The organism is Xanthomonas campestris pv. campestris str. ATCC 33913 (assembly GCF_000007145.1).
In the GTDB taxonomy this organism is placed as follows: domain Bacteria; phylum Pseudomonadota; class Gammaproteobacteria; order Xanthomonadales; family Xanthomonadaceae; genus Xanthomonas; species Xanthomonas campestris.
Window position 1 is genome coordinate 1,935,771 of record NC_003902.1, and the last position, 16,048, is coordinate 1,951,818.

The 16,048-nt window shown below is 66.1% G+C and carries 18 protein-coding genes; 8 read left to right on the forward strand and 10 right to left on the reverse strand.

What is annotated here, in order from left to right:
- Positions 1–62: 62 nt before the first annotated feature.
- From ccmE to XCC_RS08715, 10 genes are all read right to left on the reverse strand, one after another.
- Entirely contained in the window at positions 63–533 is a 471-nt protein-coding gene (gene ccmE / locus XCC_RS08670; protein WP_011036837.1) for a cytochrome c maturation protein CcmE, read from the reverse strand.
- Positions 530–733, reverse strand: coding sequence for a heme exporter protein CcmD (gene ccmD / locus XCC_RS08675; RefSeq protein ID WP_011036838.1), 204 nt, complete (start codon positions 731–733; stop codon positions 530–532). The genes ccmE and ccmD overlap by 4 nt, the downstream gene beginning before the upstream one ends.
- Positions 730–1,488, reverse strand: coding sequence for a heme ABC transporter permease CcmC (ccmC, locus tag XCC_RS08680; protein WP_011036839.1), 759 nt, complete (start codon positions 1,486–1,488; stop codon positions 730–732). Before ccmC ends, ccmD begins: the two co-directional genes overlap by 4 nt.
- Positions 1,489–1,496: 8 nt before the next feature.
- Positions 1,497–2,813, reverse strand: a complete 1,317-nt coding sequence (locus XCC_RS08685) for a S8 family peptidase (RefSeq protein ID WP_011036840.1) — start codon at positions 2,811–2,813, stop codon at positions 1,497–1,499.
- The gene (locus XCC_RS08690) at positions 2,810–3,463 is read right to left on the reverse strand and encodes a zf-HC2 domain-containing protein (protein WP_040941449.1); all 654 of its coding nucleotides are present in this window, start codon (positions 3,461–3,463) and stop codon (positions 2,810–2,812) included. The genes XCC_RS08685 and XCC_RS08690 overlap by 4 nt, the downstream gene beginning before the upstream one ends.
- Positions 3,460–4,041: an RNA polymerase sigma factor gene (locus tag XCC_RS08695; protein ID WP_011036842.1), complete on the reverse strand. Its 582-nt coding sequence runs from the start codon at positions 4,039–4,041 to the stop codon at positions 3,460–3,462. The genes XCC_RS08690 and XCC_RS08695 overlap by 4 nt, the downstream gene beginning before the upstream one ends.
- A 62-nt stretch (positions 4,042–4,103) precedes the next feature.
- Entirely contained in the window at positions 4,104–4,871 is a 768-nt protein-coding gene (locus XCC_RS08700; protein WP_011036843.1) for a hypothetical protein, read from the reverse strand.
- A 258-nt stretch (positions 4,872–5,129) separates the two neighbouring features.
- Positions 5,130–5,525: a c-type cytochrome gene (locus XCC_RS08705; RefSeq protein ID WP_012438587.1), complete on the reverse strand. Its 396-nt coding sequence runs from the start codon at positions 5,523–5,525 to the stop codon at positions 5,130–5,132.
- Positions 5,526–5,558: 33 nt separating this feature from the next.
- Positions 5,559–6,905 (reverse strand): cytochrome c, encoded by a 1,347-nt coding sequence (locus XCC_RS08710; RefSeq protein WP_011036845.1) that lies wholly within the window; start codon positions 6,903–6,905, stop codon positions 5,559–5,561.
- Between the two features lie 56 nt (positions 6,906–6,961).
- Positions 6,962–7,555 carry a cytochrome b gene (locus tag XCC_RS08715; protein ID WP_043877793.1) on the reverse strand — a complete coding sequence of 198 codons (594 nt, stop codon included), beginning with the start codon at positions 7,553–7,555 and terminating at the stop codon, positions 6,962–6,964.
- 330 nt (positions 7,556–7,885) lie between these two features.
- On the opposite strand from XCC_RS08715, the gene XCC_RS08720 reads away from it, so the two are divergent.
- The 8 genes from XCC_RS08720 (at position 7,886) to XCC_RS08755 (ending at position 16,045) form a co-directional block, all read left to right on the forward strand.
- Positions 7,886–8,308 carry a sugar 3,4-ketoisomerase gene (locus XCC_RS08720; protein ID WP_011036847.1) on the forward strand — a complete coding sequence of 141 codons (423 nt, stop codon included), beginning with the start codon at positions 7,886–7,888 and terminating at the stop codon, positions 8,306–8,308.
- Positions 8,309–8,453: 145 nt separating this feature from the next.
- The gene (locus XCC_RS08725) at positions 8,454–9,596 is read left to right on the forward strand and encodes a DegT/DnrJ/EryC1/StrS family aminotransferase (protein ID WP_011036848.1); all 1,143 of its coding nucleotides are present in this window, start codon (positions 8,454–8,456) and stop codon (positions 9,594–9,596) included.
- A complete protein-coding gene (locus XCC_RS08730) occupies positions 9,593–10,846 on the forward strand; it encodes an O-antigen translocase (RefSeq protein ID WP_011036849.1) in 1,254 nt (417 codons plus the stop codon). The genes XCC_RS08725 and XCC_RS08730 overlap by 4 nt, the downstream gene beginning before the upstream one ends.
- The gene (locus XCC_RS08735; RefSeq protein ID WP_011036850.1) at positions 10,843–11,781 is read left to right on the forward strand and encodes a glycosyltransferase; all 939 of its coding nucleotides are present in this window, start codon (positions 10,843–10,845) and stop codon (positions 11,779–11,781) included. Before XCC_RS08730 ends, XCC_RS08735 begins: the two co-directional genes overlap by 4 nt.
- A gap of 1 nt (position 11,782) precedes the next feature.
- Positions 11,783–12,919 carry a hypothetical protein gene (locus XCC_RS08740; RefSeq protein WP_043877792.1) on the forward strand — a complete coding sequence of 379 codons (1,137 nt, stop codon included), beginning with the start codon at positions 11,783–11,785 and terminating at the stop codon, positions 12,917–12,919.
- Between the two features lie 37 nt (positions 12,920–12,956).
- A complete protein-coding gene (locus tag XCC_RS08745) occupies positions 12,957–13,811 on the forward strand; it encodes a Wzz/FepE/Etk N-terminal domain-containing protein (RefSeq protein ID WP_029628977.1) in 855 nt (284 codons plus the stop codon).
- 161 nt (positions 13,812–13,972) lie between these two features.
- The gene (locus XCC_RS08750) at positions 13,973–14,818 is read left to right on the forward strand and encodes a class I SAM-dependent methyltransferase (protein WP_011036853.1); all 846 of its coding nucleotides are present in this window, start codon (positions 13,973–13,975) and stop codon (positions 14,816–14,818) included.
- Positions 14,819–14,830: 12 nt separating this feature from the next.
- Positions 14,831–16,045 (forward strand): amidohydrolase family protein, encoded by a 1,215-nt coding sequence (locus tag XCC_RS08755; RefSeq protein WP_040942332.1) that lies wholly within the window; start codon positions 14,831–14,833, stop codon positions 16,043–16,045.
- The last annotated feature ends 3 nt before the right edge of the window (positions 16,046–16,048 follow it).

Here is a 16,048-nt window from a genome sequence, read left to right on the forward strand (position 1 = left end):
GTGGCGCTGCGGGCAACGGAAAAGAGTCATCTGGATCCGGAGTGATGGAGTGGTGGCGCGGGTCAGCGCACACCGCTCAACGGGGCCGCGGCCGCTGGGATCGGCTTGCCGACGTGGCCTTCGGCCATCGCGTCCTTGAGTTCCTTCGGCATGTAGGTTTCGTCGTGCTTGGCCAGCACTTCGTTGGCGACAAAGCGCCCCGCCTGCATGCGGCCGTTGGCGATCACCGACTGGTTGTCGCGGAACAGGTCCGGCAGGATGCCGGTGTATTCCACCTGCGTGGCGGCGTGCTTGTCGATCACTTTGAAGGTCACGGTGAGGCTGTCGGTGGCACGCTGGATCGAGCCGGCCTTGACCATGCCGCCAAGGCGGAACTGCTGGTAGCCGGCCGCCGCGCCCGCATCCACCTGGCTGGGCGTGAACAGGTAGCTCATGTTCCGCTGCAGGGCGAGCGCGATCAGTGTCACCGCCAGCGCTGCAGCCGTCAGCACGCCGATCACCAGCCACAGGCGTTGTTTACGCGTAGCGTTCATGCGTCGCGCTCCAGCACCGGCACCGGCTGCTCGCGCGGCCGGCGCGGCGCCTGCCGCTGCAGCTGTCCGCGCAGTTGCGCGGGCAAGCGCCGCCGGCGCAGCCATGGGGCGATCAGGTCGGCCAGCAGCACCAGCACGAACAAGGCATACGCGGTCCACACGTAGGCGCCGTAGCCGCCCATGGCGAGAAAGGCGCTCATGCGGTGCGCTCGGTCAAGACGATGCGGCGTGCCCAGTCCTTGCCGCTTTCCAGCGCAAGCAGGTCCACCCGCACGCGGCCGAACAGGCTGGCCACGTAATACAGCTTGGTCGCCACCAGCATCAGCAGCAGCGGCCACAGCATGTCCGCGCCCATCTTGGAGGGGCCGAGCAGGCGCACCGTGGAGCCCTGGTGCAGCGTGTTCCACCACACCACCGAGTAATGCACGATCGGCAGGTTCACCAGGCCGACCAGCGCCAACAGCCCGGCCGCACGCATCGCCTGGCGGCGGTCTTCCACCGCGTGGTACAGGCCCAGCACGCCCAGGTACAGAAACAGCAGCAACAGTTCGGAGGTGAGCCGGGCATCCCAGGTCCACCAGGTGCCCCACATCGGCTTGCCCCAAAGCGAGCCGGTGCACAGGGTGATCAAGGTGAAGGCGGCGCCGATCGGTGCCGAGGCCATGGTCACCACTTCGGCCAGCTTGATCCGCCAGATCAGCGCAATGAACGCCGACACGCCCATCGCCGCGTAGATGAAAAGGCTCATCCAGGCGCTGGGCACGTGGATGAAAATGATGCGGTAGGCGTCGTGCTGCTGGTAATCCGGCGGCGCCAGTACCAGCCCGCCGTAGGCGGCCACCGTAGCCAGCAGCAGTGCCAGGCCCAGCGCCCACGGGCGCACCACACCGGCGAACCGGTAGAAGGTGGGCGGCGAGCTGAGCTTGTGCAGCCACAGGGGAATCCACTTGGCCATGCGCGTCGTCAGTTGGAGTGTTTGGAAAGCGCCAGCGCGTCGACCGCGGCGCCGGCGTTGACCTGCAACTGGCCATCGGAGACCTTGCTGGTGCGCTGCATGAGCGCACGCAAGGCGTTGGCGTCCATCGATGGCGACAGCGACAACAGCAATGCGGCCATGCCGCTGACATGCGCGGTGGCCATCGACGAGCCGGAGGTGAAGTCGTAACGGCCGTTCGGCTGCGTGGTCAGGATGTCCTTGCCCGGTGCGCTGAGCACGCCGGGCAGGGCGGCCGTGGCGCTGCTGCTGCGCACTACCAGCACGCCCGGTACATCGTTCGGAAAGCCATCCAGGCGCCCGTTCGGCGGCATGGCTGCGACCACGATGCGGCCATGGTCGACCAGGTGGGTGAGCATCTTGCGCAGCAGCGGGTCGGCGGGGCCGCCCAGGCTCAAATTGACCACGCGCGCGGAGCTGTTGTTGATCGCCGCCAGCGCCTTGGCCAGGGTGAACGAATTACAGCGGGCGGTGCTGCCGGTGCTGGGCGCATACCAGCAGGCCTTGTAGATGCTCAGCATGGCCCGCGGCGCCATGCCGACGATGCCCTGATGGTTGTTGCTGCCGGCGGCGATGATGCCGGCCACTTCGGTGCCGTGCGAATCGCTGCTGGTGGTGACCGGGGTGTCGTCCACCAGGTCGTGCACCTCGCGGATGCGTGACTTCAGATCCGGGTGGCTGGTGTCCACGCCGGTGTCGACCACGGCCACCGTCACGCCGCGGCCCTGGGTGACGGCCTGCGCACTTGCCGCATTGGTGGCGATGAAGCCGCGTTGCAGGTCCACGTACGGGTCGTTGTAGCCGGTCAGGGCGCCGGTCTTTTCCGAGGCATCGGTGGAAAACACCGAAAATTCCTGTACTGGTTGCACCAGCTCCACGCCGTCGTCGTCGGACAGCGCCTTGATCAATTCGTCGCGCGAGACACCGGCCGGCGGGTGCAGCACCGCGCAATACAGGCCCAGCGAGGTGATCGGCCAGGCCGAGACTTCGCGCAACTGGTAGCGCTGCTTCAGCGCTTCCATGCGGGCGGCCGCATGCTGGCCGGCGCCGTAGTAACTGGAGGCATACCCGATCAGGCTGGAGCCGGCGCGTGCCGGCGGCGCGGTGAGTGGGTTGGCCACCGCCAGCAGAATGTCGCGGCTGCTGTCGGGCACCTTTGCGTCGGCGTCCGCTTTCTCTGCCTCGGCAGCCGCGGCGATGGCCTGCGGATCGGCCGCCTGCGCGCACACGGGGGCGGTGAGGCTCAGCAGCGCCGCCAGCAGACCGATGGCCCAGGGCGTGGTCATGGCGCGGACACGATCTCGGCCAGCCGGATGCCCGGGGTGGCGCGCAGCTGCTGCACGGTCTGTTGCGATGGCGCCGGCGGCTGTGCGGCCGGTACCACGGTGTAGGCGCCCATTTCGTTGGGGCCACCCACCACCTGCAACTGCTGTGCATGCAGCAGGCGATCCCAGTCGGCGACGGTCAGGCCGGCATCCGGTACCACCCGGATCGCGCCCTTCGGTACCGGCAATGCAGTGGCGCTGCTGAGCGTGCGGTAGTCGTGCACCGGCGCTGGCGCGGCCAGCTTGACGCCCATGACGCCCAGGCCGACTGCCTGCACCAGGGCGGCGGCGGCCAGCGCACGCACCGTCCAGCTACCTGAGCGGCGGGCGGGCGGTGCGCGTGCCGGGACCGGCACCTGTTCGGGCGCATCGATCTTGCCGAGCAGCCGCAGCAGGCCGGCATTGGCATCCAGCTTGACCGCGCAGGGCAGGGCCAGCGCCTGGCGCAGGCGGCTCTGCTGGGCGAACTCGGCGCTGCACGACGGGCACTTGGCCACGTGTGCGATCAGCCAGGTGTTCTCTTCTTCGCTGGCGCTGTCCAGCAGAACGGCGGGCATCAACTCCCAGGCGTGCGAGCATTCCTTGCCCGGCGCGATGAAGAACGTCTTCATTGCATGGTCTCCGTAGATGGCGCGCTGCCGGCCAGGCCGGGCAGCACATTGCGTAATTTGACCCGCGCATGGAACAGCCGGGCTTTGATCGTGCCCACCGGGCACTGCATGATTTCGGCGACTTCTTCCAGCTTGTGGCCGACGCCATAAACCAGTTCGATCACCAGCCGCTGGTCTGGCGACAACCGTTCCATGCCTTTGTCGAGCCAGTCGCGCAGTTCGCGGTCGTCGTTGTCGTCGGTACTGGGAGCGTGGTCTTCGACCGTGGCGGTGTCGTCGATGGCCTCGCCGTCGTGCTGGCGCAGGCACTTCAAGCCGCAGCGGTAGGCGATGCCCATGATCCAGGTCGACACCTGCGAATCGCCGCGGAAGTCGCCGGCTTTTTGCCAGGCGATCCAGAAGCAGTCGTTGATCGCTTCTTCGATGATGTCCGGGCGCCGGGTCAGGCGCGACAGGAAGCGACAGAGCCGCCCGTGATAGGCGGTGTACATGGTCGCCAGGGCGTCACGGTCGCCCGCAGCCATGCGGCGCAGCAGCATGCGGTCGGTCGCGTCACCCAGGGTATCGGTGTCAGTCATCGAAGAGGCGCTGCAAAGGTTATCGGTCAGTGCCCATCACCGGGCAAAAGGTTGCGTCTGGATCAGAACGACTTGGAGACGCTGCTCAGCCAGGGGGTTTCGCCCGGTCCGCCCTGCATGCGCGGGGTGTTGTTGCTGGTGATCACGCGCTCCAGCTTCAACGCCCAGCCGGCACGGCTCCAGCACAGCCCCACCTGTCCGTATTGATAGCGGCCGGCTTCGCTGGCGCCGTAGGCCATTGCCGGAAATCGCGACGACCCCGCGCCCAGCACCAGGCTGACATCGTGACGCAGCGGCACATTGGCGGTGACGTCGACCGCCACATTCCACGGTGACTGGTCGGCGCGCGGGAAGTTGAAGACCGAGACCGAAAAGGTGAGCACATCGCGGTAGGACCAGGCCAGGCTGCCTTCCTGACGGTCGAAGGTGCGCGTGGCCTGGTTGGTCGGGTAGCCGTAATACAGCGCGCTGGCCTGCATCTGCCAGCGATCGCCCAGCATCCAGGCACGCCCGATCTGGGCGGCGACCGCCACCGGGTCGCTCAATGACGGCGCCTGCAGCGCGCCGGACACCGAGACCGACCACCCGGGTGAGGGCAGCCAATAGCCGGCCATCTGCAGGGTGGCCTTGTCGGGCGCGATGGAGATGCCGCGGTCGATCAGGCTGGAGGAGAGCGAAACAGCGCCGCCGACGTTGTCAGCCAGTGCGTGGCTACACGGCCCCAGCGTGAGCGCCAGGGCGAGCCATAGGCCGTTGGCAGGCCCCGGGTGGCCTGCGTTTCGAAAGGAGGCCGAAGCGCCGCGGCGCAGGCGGGCAGGGGGGGTCAGCATGGCCCATAGCTGCCCGCTGCCATGCTCAAATGGGCATAGCAGGGCGGGCGATCGGCGCTGGCGATGAAGGCGTGCGGCAACGGTAGGTGTCTACGGTGAACGGTGGGCGATACTGCCCGGTCGGGCCAGGTGCAGCCGCGTCGGCAACAGCGGTTCCGTTCGTATACGCGAACAAATCACCGCCGACAACGCGGCTGGCCCAGGGCAGTCAGGCGCCGTGCACCGCGCCTGACCGTACGCTGCCGGTCATGCCCAGCCTCATTTGAGGCTGTTGAGATAGACGATGAGTGCGTCCAACTCCTTGGGATCATCCAGGCCTTCGTACTTCATCTTGGTGCCGGGCAGCGCCTTGGACGAAGACTGCGACAGGTAGGTCTTCAGCTGTGCCGGCGTCCACTGCCACTTGCTGTTCTTGAGCGCGTCGGAGTAGTTGCTGTAGTCCGGCAGGCTGGCCGCCTGGCGGTTGCCAATGCCGAACATGGACGGGCCTTTCTTGTTCTTGCCTTGCGTTGCGCTGTGGCATTCGGCGCATTCGGCCATGAAGGTGTCCTTGCCCGCACCGTCGGCGGCACGCGCCGGCGGTGCCAGGGTGGCGCCGGCCAATAGCAGGCCGGCGAGCGGGGCGCACAACAGGGTCTTGTGGAATGGATGCATGGGGGTCCGTCGGAATACGTGCAGCGATGGGGATCAGAACGCCAGGTTCACCGACAGCGAGAAGCTGTCCAGATCGCGCGGGTTGGTGATCGGGGGGCCACGGAACACGTTGGAGGTGCTGCCGTTGAACTTGTCGAAGCGGAACCAGCCGGCCGATACGCGCAGGTTGGCGTTGGTGGTGTAAGTGCCTTCGCGGCCGAACGGGCTCCAATACACCAGGATCAGATTGCTGGTTGTGTCGGGAATGCCGACCGGCGAATAACGCGCCGCATCGAAGGAGCCGGTATTGATCATGTGCGCGGCCAGCACGCCGTAGGTCTGCTTGAACGCGTAGTTCATGCTGAGGGTCTGGTCACGCACGCTGCCGCGATCCAGCGGGCCCATGCTTGGGTCCGAGGACACCAGCGGGCTGCCGTACTTGCGGCGCTCGTAGATGTTGACGTAGGCCAGCGACATGGTGTGTTCGCGGGTGCCGAGGAACTGATAGGTCAGGTCGTAACCCAGGTCGGTGAGGTCGTCGCTGGGCCCGTTGCGCGGCCGCTGGCGGCGCGTGTTCAACGCGGTCATGCCGATCGAGAAGAACTGCCGCTTCATGTCCTTCATGTAGGCCACGCGTGCGTAGCTGGTGTCGCTGAGCCTGCCGGGGTCGCCGTTGATCGGCCAGCCCAGGCGGTCCTGCGTGTCGGTGGAAAGCGCCTTGTAGGTGCCCACTTCGCCGTACCAGTTGCGGTCGTACAGCCCGTAAACGCTGGCGCCGATCACGCGGTTGGACAGCGCCGAGGAGCTGAGCATCGTGGAGGCGCCGCCATTGGAGGCCGGTGTCAGCGTCGAGGCATTCGGCAGCACGTGGATCGGGTCGGAAATGCCGGGGTTGTTATTGACGCTGACGCCGAGCATCGCGTCCTTGCCCGCCATCTGGAACGGCTTGCTGACAAAGCGCAGATCCACATCGTCCAGGCGCGTGTCGAAGGTGGCGTTGCCGCTGTTGTTGGAGCGGATCTTCGAATAACCGCCGATATTGTCGTTGACCCGGCCGGCCAGATACAGATCGGCCTGGGTGAGACGCGCGGTGCTGTCGCCGCGGCTGGGATTGGTGCGGGCCCAGGTGAGCTGGCCGGACGCCGGGATCTTGGTGCCGTTGCCGTCGGTGTCGGTGAAGCCGCCCAGCTTGAAGCGCATGCCGTAGGGCGTGAGCGAGGGACCGTAGGAGCCGATGTGGCAGTCTGCGCACGACGAACCGGTTTGCCGCGCGAACGAGGGAATGGCCTGGGCCTGGGTGCTGGCAAGCAGCAGCAACGGGCCGGACACGCACAACATGGAGGTCAGCGACGCCGTGCGTGCGGCATGGGTGCGGCGGGGAGCGGGCAGTGTGGAAGGCATGGGAAGTCCTTGTTCGGCGGTGCGGGAGCGGGCGAGGGCGGGCAGCAGGAAGCGGGTCATCGGTGATGTTTGCCGGGCAGCACGCGATGCAGCAGGCCATCGCGCAACACCAGGTGGTGCACGAGTGCGGCAACGATATGCACCGCGACTAATGCGAGCAGTGCCCAGGCCGCATTCAAGTGCCAGGTGCCGAGGGTGTCGGCCAGGTCCTCATCCGCAGCGACCAGGTTTGGCAGCGTTATCCCGAACAGATAGACCGTTTTGCCGTAAGCGTTGCTCAGCGACCAGCCGATCAGCGGCAGCGCAAGCATCAGCGCGTACATCGCCACATGCGTGCCACCGGCAGCCAGGCGCATGATCAGCGGCGAGGGCGGGCCGGGCGGCAAGGCGCGCAAGCGCAGACGCAGGCTGACGCGTAAGACGAAGAGCAGCAGCACCATCAGGCCGAAGTGGCGGTGGCCTTCCAGCAACCACTGCCGCAGGGCGCGGCCCTCCAGTTCGGCGCGCAGCAGGATCAGGCTGGCGGCCATCACCAGGCACAGCACCGTCAGCCAGTGCAGGACACGCATGGAGCGGGGCAGGGGAACCACGCCCGGCGCGGTGGTCGCCGACGGCGGCGGCAGTGCGTCGGCGCCGTTACTGGCGGACATGTCAGGGGCATGCCGGGGGGCATTCATCGGGTTGGGGTCCTCTTCGGAGGTGGTCGTTGGATCCGGTAATGCGATGCGTCGCCGGGCCTGCGCTCCCCACGCCGGCCATGACAGCCAGGTGAACGTGCACGGATATGTGCGGCGATGCCGACGAAAGGTTGCATCGCCGTGAAATCGCACCGCCGGTGCGTCGTGCATGGGCGTGTGCGCAATGAGATGGGCGTGCCTGTCTGGCGTGTGCGCATGGCGTGACGGGCCGCAACCTTTCGCACATCCGGACGCACTCAGGCATGTCGCACTACGTGCAGTCAGCGGTTACGCCCCCGGAACATGGCCATCGAACGCATCCAGTTGCATACGCACGGCGACGACCGCGGGCTGCTCATTTCATTGGAGCAGCAGCGCAACGTCCCGTTCGAGATCCGTCGCGTGTACTACATCTTCGGTACGCGCCAGGGCGTGCATCGCGGCCAGCATGCGCACCGCCAGCTCAACCAATTGGCAGTTGCCCTGCATGGGTCGGTGACGCTGCTGCTGGATGAAGGCCAGGGCCAGGGCCCGGAAGAAGTGGTGCTGGACGACCCGTCGCAGGGCGTACTGCTCGGGCGCATGGTGTGGCGCGACCTGCACCAGTTCAGCGAGGACTGCGTGTTGATGGTGCTGGCCGACCAGTACTACGACCCGGGCGACTACATCCTGGACTACGACGAATTCCTCACCGAAGCCCGCGGCGTCAGCCGGCTGGAGGCATGAGCATGCGCAAGCCGTTGGTCATCATCGGGGCGGGCGAGTTTGCGCAGATCGCTGGCCGCATTGGTCGTAGTCGCAGTGCACGTCGTTGCGAGCGCGTCATTGGGCCTGCGTTCGTGAATTTGAGTGCGTGCCTGTCTGAGCAGACATGCGTTGGAACATTCAGTCAATGACGCTCCCTGAAATTCCCTTTCTGGATTTGCGTGCCGTCAACGCGCGTTACGCGGATGCGCTCAAGGCCGCCGCTGCGCGGGTGATCGATTCGGGCTGGTATGTGCTTGGCCAGGAGTTGGCGGCGTTCGAAGAGGAGTTCGCCAGCTACTGCGGCGTGCAGCAGGCGGTGGGGGTGGGGAACGGGCTGGACGCGTTGTCGCTGATCCTGCGCGCCTACCGCGAATTGGGCGTGTTGCGCGAGGGCGATGAGGTGATCGTGCCGGCCAATACGTTCATTGCGACGTTCCTGGCGATCAGCCACAACCATCTGGTGCTGGTGCCGGTGGAGCCGGATCCGCAGACCTTCAACGTGGACCCGTGCAGGGTGGAGCGCGCCATCGGGCCGCGCACACGCGCCATTCTGGCCGTGCATCTGTACGGACAGCTTGCCGACATGCCGGCACTGCAGACGTTGGCGCACCGCTATGGCTTGCTGCTCATCGAAGACGCCGCGCAAGCGCATGGCGCAAGCCGCGACGGTGTGCGTGCGGGCGCGTTCGGCGATGCGGCGGCGTTCAGTTTTTTTCCCACCAAGAACCTTGGTGCGCTGGGCGACGGCGGTGCGGTAGTGACCTCCGACCCGCGCCTGGCCGAGCGCGTGCGCGCGCTGCGCAACTATGGCTCGGAGGTGAAATACCAGCATCTGTTCCAGGGGGTCAATTCGCGCCTGGATGAGCTGCAGGCGGCCTTCTTGCGGGTCAAGTTGGGCTATCTGGATGAGGAGGCTGCACAGCGCCGCGCAGTGGCCCAGCGTTACCTGCAAGAGATCGATCACCCCTGGATCACGTTGCCCCCGGTGGCGCATGCCGAGCAGCATGTCTGGCATCTGTTCGTGGTGCGTAGCCAGCGCCGCGATGCCTTGCAAAGCCATCTGCAGCACCTCGGTATCCAGACCCAGATCCATTACCCGGTGCCGCCGCATCTGCAGCCGGCCTATGCCATGCTGGGCGATACCTGCCTGCCGATCAGCGAGCAGCTGCATCGCGAAGTGCTGAGCCTGCCGATGAGCCCGGCGCTGGACGACGCGGCAGTCAGCCGCGTCATCACCGCCTGCCAAGTGTTCGGTAGCGCACCGTGAATCTGGTGCGCAGCAGCGCCTACACCGGCGTTGCGACGCTGGCCAAGCTGCTGGCGGCGCTGGTGGTGATCAAGTTGGTGGCGGTGTTTGCCGGGCCGCAGGGAGTTGGCCGGCTGGGGCAGTTCCTGGCCCTGATGTCGGTGCTGGCGGTGCTGGCCGGTGGCGGCATCAGTACCGGCATCGTCAAGTATGTGGCGCAGTACCGCAGCGATGCACTTGCACTGCAACGACTGTTGAGCGCAGCACTCGGCTACGCCTGTAGTGCGGCGTGCGTGATGGCAGTGCTGGCGCTGGTCTTCAGCGACGTGCTCGCCGAACGGTTGTTGGGCGATGCGCAGGCGCGTTGGCTGATCTGTGTGCTGGCGGTGGCGCAGATCGGCATCGCGCTGGTCAACTACATCCTGGCGATCATCAATGGCTTCATGGACGTACGCCGGCTCGCCATCGTGCAGGTGAGCGGGGCGGTGCTGAGTGTTGCCCTGGTCGCCTGGCTGGGCAGCGGGTGGCAGTTGCAAGGCGCCTTGCTGGCGTTGGTGCTGGGCCAGGTGCTGTGGTTGATCGCCGCCGTGCCGGCCTTGCTGCGCAGCCCGTATTTCCAGCGCGAGATGCTGCGCATGCGGCTGGATGCGCAGATGACCCGCCAGCTTGCGGCGTTTTCGGTGATGACCCTCACCGCCACGTTGGTGCCGCAGCTGGTGGGCATGCTGGTGCGCGATCATCTGGCGCTGCAGTTTGGCTGGCAGCAGGTTGGCTACTGGCAGGCGGTGAGCCGGGTCTCCGATGCCTACCTGTTGTTCTTTACCACCGCGATCAACGTCTATTACCTGCCCAAGCTGGCCTCGCTGCAGGACCGGCAGGCACTGCGCCGCGAGCTGCGGACCGCCTATCGTTACGTGATGCCCGCGGTGGTGGCGATGGCCGCGTGCGTCTACCTGTTGCGTGACTGGGTGACCTGGCTACTGTTCGATGCCCGCTTCGCCGCGGCCGCTCCGTTGTATGGCCCGCAGCTGCTCGGCGATGTGATCAAGATCGCCGCGTTCGTGCTGTCCTACGTGATGCTGGCCAAGGCGATGACGCGGCTGTTCGTGGTGTCCGAATGCGTGTTTGCCGCCAGCTATCTGGGGCTGGTGTACCTGTTCACTGCACAGTTCGGCCTGATCGGCGCCATGTATGCATTTGTCGTCAACTACGTGCTGTATCTGCTGTTCAACATCGTGGTGGTGCGCCGTTATCTGAGGACGACGGCATGAGCCTGCTGGAACGCCCGAGCGGACGTGCGCGCTGGCCGCTGGTGTCGGTGCTGATTCCCGCGTTCAACCATGCGCGTTTTGTGCAGCGCTGTCTGGACAGCGTGCTGGAGGACCCGTACCCGTCCAAGGAGATCGTCATCATCGATGATGGCTCCAGCGATGACACCGGCGAGCAGATCGCCGCATGGATCGCGCTGCACGGCCATCGCGTGCCGGTGCAGTTCGTCCAGCGCAGCAACCGCGGTGTGGCGGCCACGCTCAACGAGCTGGCATTGCGCGCGCGCGGGGAGTATCTGCGCATTTGTGCGAGTGACGACTATCTTCTTCCTGGCGGACTGCACGTTCAGGTTGACTACCTGGTACGCCATAGGAATAAAGCGGCGGTCATCGGCGATGCGATCGTGATCGATGGTGATGGCGCGACCTTGCATGCAAGTGCGATGTCCGGACTCCATGGAGTGAGTCGCGGCCCTTACGCAAGCGATGACGGGATTCGCCGCGAGATCATTTGTAGGTGGGCCGTAAGCGGCGCCGTATTGCTGCTGCGCAGGAGTACGTTCGCGGCAGGTCTCCGGTGGAACGAAAGCCTTCGGATTGAGGATTGGGACTTTTATCTCAGGCTTGTATCGAAAGATCTGCTTGCGTTCATTGATGTTCCGGTGTGTGCGTATCGGCTCCATGGAGCGAATGCAAGCAAGACGCGTGATCCTGGAAAGAGGCTAAGCAACCTGACCGAATTCCTGGAGGTCGCTTCTGCGTCCCGTCATATTTTTGGTCGCAGGGACCAGCGATTCATACTCGCTCAATCCAGCTTGATCTCATCCAAAATACATTTCATCGAGAAGAGATACCTGCAGGCATCGGGATTTCTTGTGCTGTATCTGACGAGAAGTGTCTTGGCGAAAGCAGGGTGGGACAGGATGGTCAGCTCATAACATGAAGGGCAATCTCATCAGATGGCCATCGATGTTTCTATGGCCGCCAATGCTGGCAAGTTGTGGCATCACCTATTGGATCTACGAGCTGCCGTCCGGCTATCTCGCAGGATTGTGGATTCTGGGTTTTGCTGCCTCGTTGACTCTGTTGATGGACGCATTGCTCGGCACCCGCTTGCCAAGCGCGCAGCAGTTCCGCCTGCAGCGGTATGCCGGCACGCGCGAATCATTCCTGGTGATGGCGCTGGCCGCCGGGGTGGCGGTGTTCTGCCTGCTGGACGTGGCGTTGTTTCCGATTCCACTGTTCAGTGACCCGTCTTCGTATGCCACCTTGAGTCCGCTGCGGGCACATGTGCGGCACATCTCCAACATGTGCTGGATCCTGCCGCCGATTGCGCTGCTGTGCGTGCGCCACCGCGGGTTGCGCACCGCGATGGTACTGGTGGGGTTCGTATTTCCGATCGTGGTGATCGACCGCAATCGCATCTTTGCCGGGCTGTTCTCGTTCGTGGTGGTGCTGTTGCTGCGCCGCGACCCGGCGCGGCAACTGCCCTGGAAGCGCATCGCCTTGCTGGTGATGGCGGGTGGCGCGGTGTTCTCGGTGCTCGGCGCGCTGCGTTCGGGTTCGCTGGCCACCGTGGCGCTGCCCTTCAGCGCGTTCTACCGCGCCATGCCGCAAGGCGTGCAATGGCTGCTGCTGTACATCAGCGCGGGCCCGTACAACTTCGGCGCGATCCTGGCCAAGGGCTACGTCAATGCCAGCTTTCTGATCAACCAGCTGATGCCGCTGGGCGGCTCCATCGCCACCGCCGACACCAGCATTCCGCTGGATGCGCCCAATATCAACGTGGGCACCGAGTTTTTCCCGTTCCTGATGGCCTGGGGCGCACCCGGCGCGGTGATCGCACTGCTGGCGCTGTATGCCGCCTTGCTGTGGAGCGTGCGCCGGCTCAATGCGTCGCTTTCGATCTTCCACGTGCTGATCTTTTTGCGGATCGCCTACGCCTGCCTGATGTCGCCGTTCGCCCCGCAGGCATTCACCTGGACCAACTTCGCCTTCATCGGCCTGTGCCTGGGCTTGCACGCCTGCACGCTGCTGTTGCCGAACCGTCGCGTCCTGCCGGTTGCCTCCGCGTAGCCGCCCCCGTTTGTTTTCGATTGCCGAGCCAAGCCTGATGAAAGATGAAGACGAGATCTACCTGATCGACCTGTGGCGCATCCTGCTGCGCGAATGGCGCTGGGCGCTCGCCGCGATGCTGGTGGTGCTGGCAATCACATTCGCCTTTACCCGCGTGGCCAAGCCGCAGTGGGAGGCTACGGCCTGGATCCAGGTGGGCGAAATCGGGCCGACCCCGGCCGGCCGCGATCCCAAGGTGGAGCCGTTCCAGCGGGTGATCGACCGGATGAAGACGCGGCTGTTCCAAGACGCGGTGCTGACGCACGCTGGCGTGCCGCTGAAGAGCCGTGCCGCGCAGCTGTACCGCGGCAGTCTCAAGCCCGATCCGGACCCGTATGCCAACCTGATCGGCATCACCATCCGCGCCGAATCCGCAACACAGGCACGCACGCTCGCAATGGCCACCGTCGCGCAGTTGCAGGCATTGCATGGCCAGACCAACACCGCGGCGTTGGCGCTCGCGAAGACGCGCCTGCGCGGCCTGGACGAGGACCTGCGCGTGGCGACGGCCAGCCGCGCGCAGCTGCAGCAGCAGTTGGGCAGCCCGCAAGCCAATGACCAGGCCACGCCTGCGCAGGTGCTGGCCGGCGTCCTGCTCACCGACAGCAACACCACCATCCGCGCCTTGAAGGCCGAGCGCGACGATCTGGTCGCACGGCTCACCGAGCGCTACACCTACCAGACCTCGCTGGCGTGGCCGTTGTATGTGCCGGACCACCAGGCGTTCCCGAACGCGATCATGGCCTGGGCCGCCGGCATTCTCGGTGGTGGTGCGCTTGGCGTACTGGCCGCGGTGTTGCGAAATGCCGTGCGCGGTCGCGGACGCGGGCAGGCACCGCACGCGACGGTGTGAGTGCTGCGACGCGCATTCGTTCCACCCGGATTGGGCGCACGCAGTGCCGCAACCAAAGTGGCGGCAGCCGGCACTCACTGTTCAATCAAGCGATGCCGCGAGTGCGGCGCCGCGTCTGGAGAGTGTCGTGACAACAGCAGGACCGGTGGGAGAGCGCGCGCATGTCGGCAACCAATGAGCCACTGGCGCGGCGTGGCCGCGGTGTGGATGCGTCGCAGTTGCTGGAAACCCAGCGTGCCTTCGACAGCGTGGCTGCCGACTACGATGGGCCGCGCGGCAACAACGCGCTGATCCAGCGCATGCGCACCACGCTATGGGACACCGTGGCCACCGAACTGCCGGTCGGTTCGCGGCTGGTGGACCTGGGCTGCGGCACCGGGCTGGATGCAGGCGAGTTCGCCAGCCGTGGTTACAGCGTGCTGGCCACCGACTGGTCGCCGGCCATGGTGGCGCGCACCCGTGAGCGTGCTGCCCGACAAGGCCTTGAGGAGCGCCTCACTGCCGCGCATGTCGGCATCCAGCAGCTGGAGCGGCTGGAAGGCGAGTTCGATGGCATGTATTCCAACTTCGGCCCGCTCAACTGCGCGCCGGACCTGCCGGCCGTCGCTGCCGAGTGCGCACGCCTGCTGCGCCCGGATGGCTGCCTGGTGTTTTCGGTGATCGGGCGGATCTGCCCGTGGGAAGTCGGCCACTACGCAGTGCGCGGCCGCTTCAAGCGCGCGGCGGTGCGTGCGGCGCAGGGTGCGACCGCGGTGGGCATGAACGGCCACACCATCTGGACCTGGTATCACCTGCCGCGCGAGTTCTACCGGGCTTTCAGCCAGCACTTCGTGCTCGATCGCTACCAGGCGTTGAGTCTGTTCCTGCCGCCGCCGTATCTGGTGGACTTCTATGAGCGCCATCCGCGCCTGTCCGCGCGCCTGGGGCAGTTGGACGACCGCATGGGCGGCTGGCCGTTGCTGCGCGACATGGGCGATCACTTCCTGATCGTGATGCGCAAGCGCTGAGTGGAGACCGCGATGGCCATGGCCGATGTGTGCCTGTACGGCGCGCGCGCGATCACCCTGGCCGGGCCATCGCGCGCGCCGGTGACGCTGCGTGCCGGCCACTTCGGTGGCACGCTGGGCACCGGCACGCTGCGGCTGGATCTGCAGGGGCATGTGCTGGCGCCGGGCCTGATCAACGCGCATGAGCATCTGCAGATCAATGCCGTGCCGCCGCTGCCGCAGAGCGCACCGTTCGCCAACAGCTATGCGTGGATCGATGCCTTTCAGGCGCATTTTCAGCGTCGCGAGGTGGCCGTTGCGCTGCAAGTGCCCAAGGACGTACGCCTGCGCCAGGGTGGTCTGAAGAATCTGCTCGCGGGGGTTACCTGCGTGGCCCAGCACGATCCCTGGCACGCCGCACTGGATACGGCCGATTTCCCGGTGGCGGTCCTGCGTGCATTCGGCTGGAGCTATGCGTTGGGCGGGCCAGCTTATGGGCCGCCGGTGCAGGAGAGTTTCGCCGCGACCCCGTCCGGGCAGCCCTGGATGATCCATCTGGCCGAAGGCACCGACGCGGTTGCACGCGCGGAGCTGGACGCCTTGGACCGTCTCGGTTGCCTGGCCGGCAACAGCGTGCTGATCCATGGTGTGGGGCTGGGCGAGCAGGATATCGACCGCATCATCGCCTGCGGTGCGGCCGTGGTGTGGTGCCCGTCGAGCAATCTGGCGCTGCTCGGCCAGACGCTGGACCCCTGGCGTCTGTGCATGGCCGGGCGGCTGGCGCTGGGTAGCGATGCGCGCGTCAGCGGCGGGCGCGACCTGCTCGACGATCTGCGCCTGGCCACCGACAGCGGGTTGGCCCCGGACCTGCTGCTGGGCCTGGCCACGCATCAAGCGGCGCGCATCCTGCGCCTGCCCGCGCGCGGCAGCCTGGCACCGGGCGCGGTGGCCGACCTGGTGATCGTGCGCGACCGCGGCGGTGAGCCTGCGGCGAGTGTGGTGGGTTGCAGCCGCAGCCAATTGCGCGCGGTGATCCGCGATGGCAAACCGCGGATTGCCGACCCCGATTTCGCCCACTGGTTCGACGCAGCCGGCATCGCAACCTTGCCGGTGTTGCTGGATGGCTGCCCCAAATTGCTGGACGCCGCGTTGGCCGATCCACAGGTGCTGGCACTTGAACCCGGCGTGCAGCTGCTGTCGCCGCACACGCATGCCGCAACGCGCGTGGCATTTGGAGCGGCGCAATGAACA

Bases quoted from the DNA above. Each gene is read 5' to 3' on its own strand.
- ccmE (WP_011036837.1), bottom strand. From the start codon at position 533: ATGAACGCTACGCGTAAACAACGCCTGTGGCTGGTGATCGGCGTGCTG.
- ccmD (WP_011036838.1), bottom strand. From the start codon at position 733: ATGAGCGCCTTTCTCGCCATGGGCGGCTACGGCGCCTACGTGTGGACC.
- ccmC (WP_011036839.1), bottom strand. From the start codon at position 1,488: ATGGCCAAGTGGATTCCCCTGTGGCTGCACAAGCTCAGCTCGCCGCCC.
- XCC_RS08685 (WP_011036840.1), bottom strand. From the start codon at position 2,813: ATGACCACGCCCTGGGCCATCGGTCTGCTGGCGGCGCTGCTGAGCCTC.
- XCC_RS08690 (WP_040941449.1), bottom strand. From the start codon at position 3,463: ATGAAGACGTTCTTCATCGCGCCGGGCAAGGAATGCTCGCACGCCTGG.
- XCC_RS08695 (WP_011036842.1), bottom strand. From the start codon at position 4,041: ATGACTGACACCGATACCCTGGGTGACGCGACCGACCGCATGCTGCTG.
- XCC_RS08700 (WP_011036843.1), bottom strand. From the start codon at position 4,871: ATGCTGACCCCCCCTGCCCGCCTGCGCCGCGGCGCTTCGGCCTCCTTT.
- XCC_RS08705 (WP_012438587.1), bottom strand. From the start codon at position 5,525: ATGCATCCATTCCACAAGACCCTGTTGTGCGCCCCGCTCGCCGGCCTG.
- XCC_RS08710 (WP_011036845.1), bottom strand. From the start codon at position 6,905: ATGCCTTCCACACTGCCCGCTCCCCGCCGCACCCATGCCGCACGCACG.
- XCC_RS08715 (WP_043877793.1), bottom strand. From the start codon at position 7,555: ATGTCCGCCAGTAACGGCGCCGACGCACTGCCGCCGCCGTCGGCGACC.
- XCC_RS08720 (WP_011036847.1), top strand. From the start codon at position 7,886: ATGGCCATCGAACGCATCCAGTTGCATACGCACGGCGACGACCGCGGG.
- XCC_RS08725 (WP_011036848.1), top strand. From the start codon at position 8,454: ATGCGTTGGAACATTCAGTCAATGACGCTCCCTGAAATTCCCTTTCTG.
- XCC_RS08735 (WP_011036850.1), top strand. From the start codon at position 10,843: ATGAGCCTGCTGGAACGCCCGAGCGGACGTGCGCGCTGGCCGCTGGTG.
- XCC_RS08740 (WP_043877792.1), top strand. From the start codon at position 11,783: ATGAAGGGCAATCTCATCAGATGGCCATCGATGTTTCTATGGCCGCCA.
- XCC_RS08745 (WP_029628977.1), top strand. From the start codon at position 12,957: ATGAAAGATGAAGACGAGATCTACCTGATCGACCTGTGGCGCATCCTG.
- XCC_RS08750 (WP_011036853.1), top strand. From the start codon at position 13,973: ATGTCGGCAACCAATGAGCCACTGGCGCGGCGTGGCCGCGGTGTGGAT.
- XCC_RS08755 (WP_040942332.1), top strand. From the start codon at position 14,831: ATGGCCATGGCCGATGTGTGCCTGTACGGCGCGCGCGCGATCACCCTG.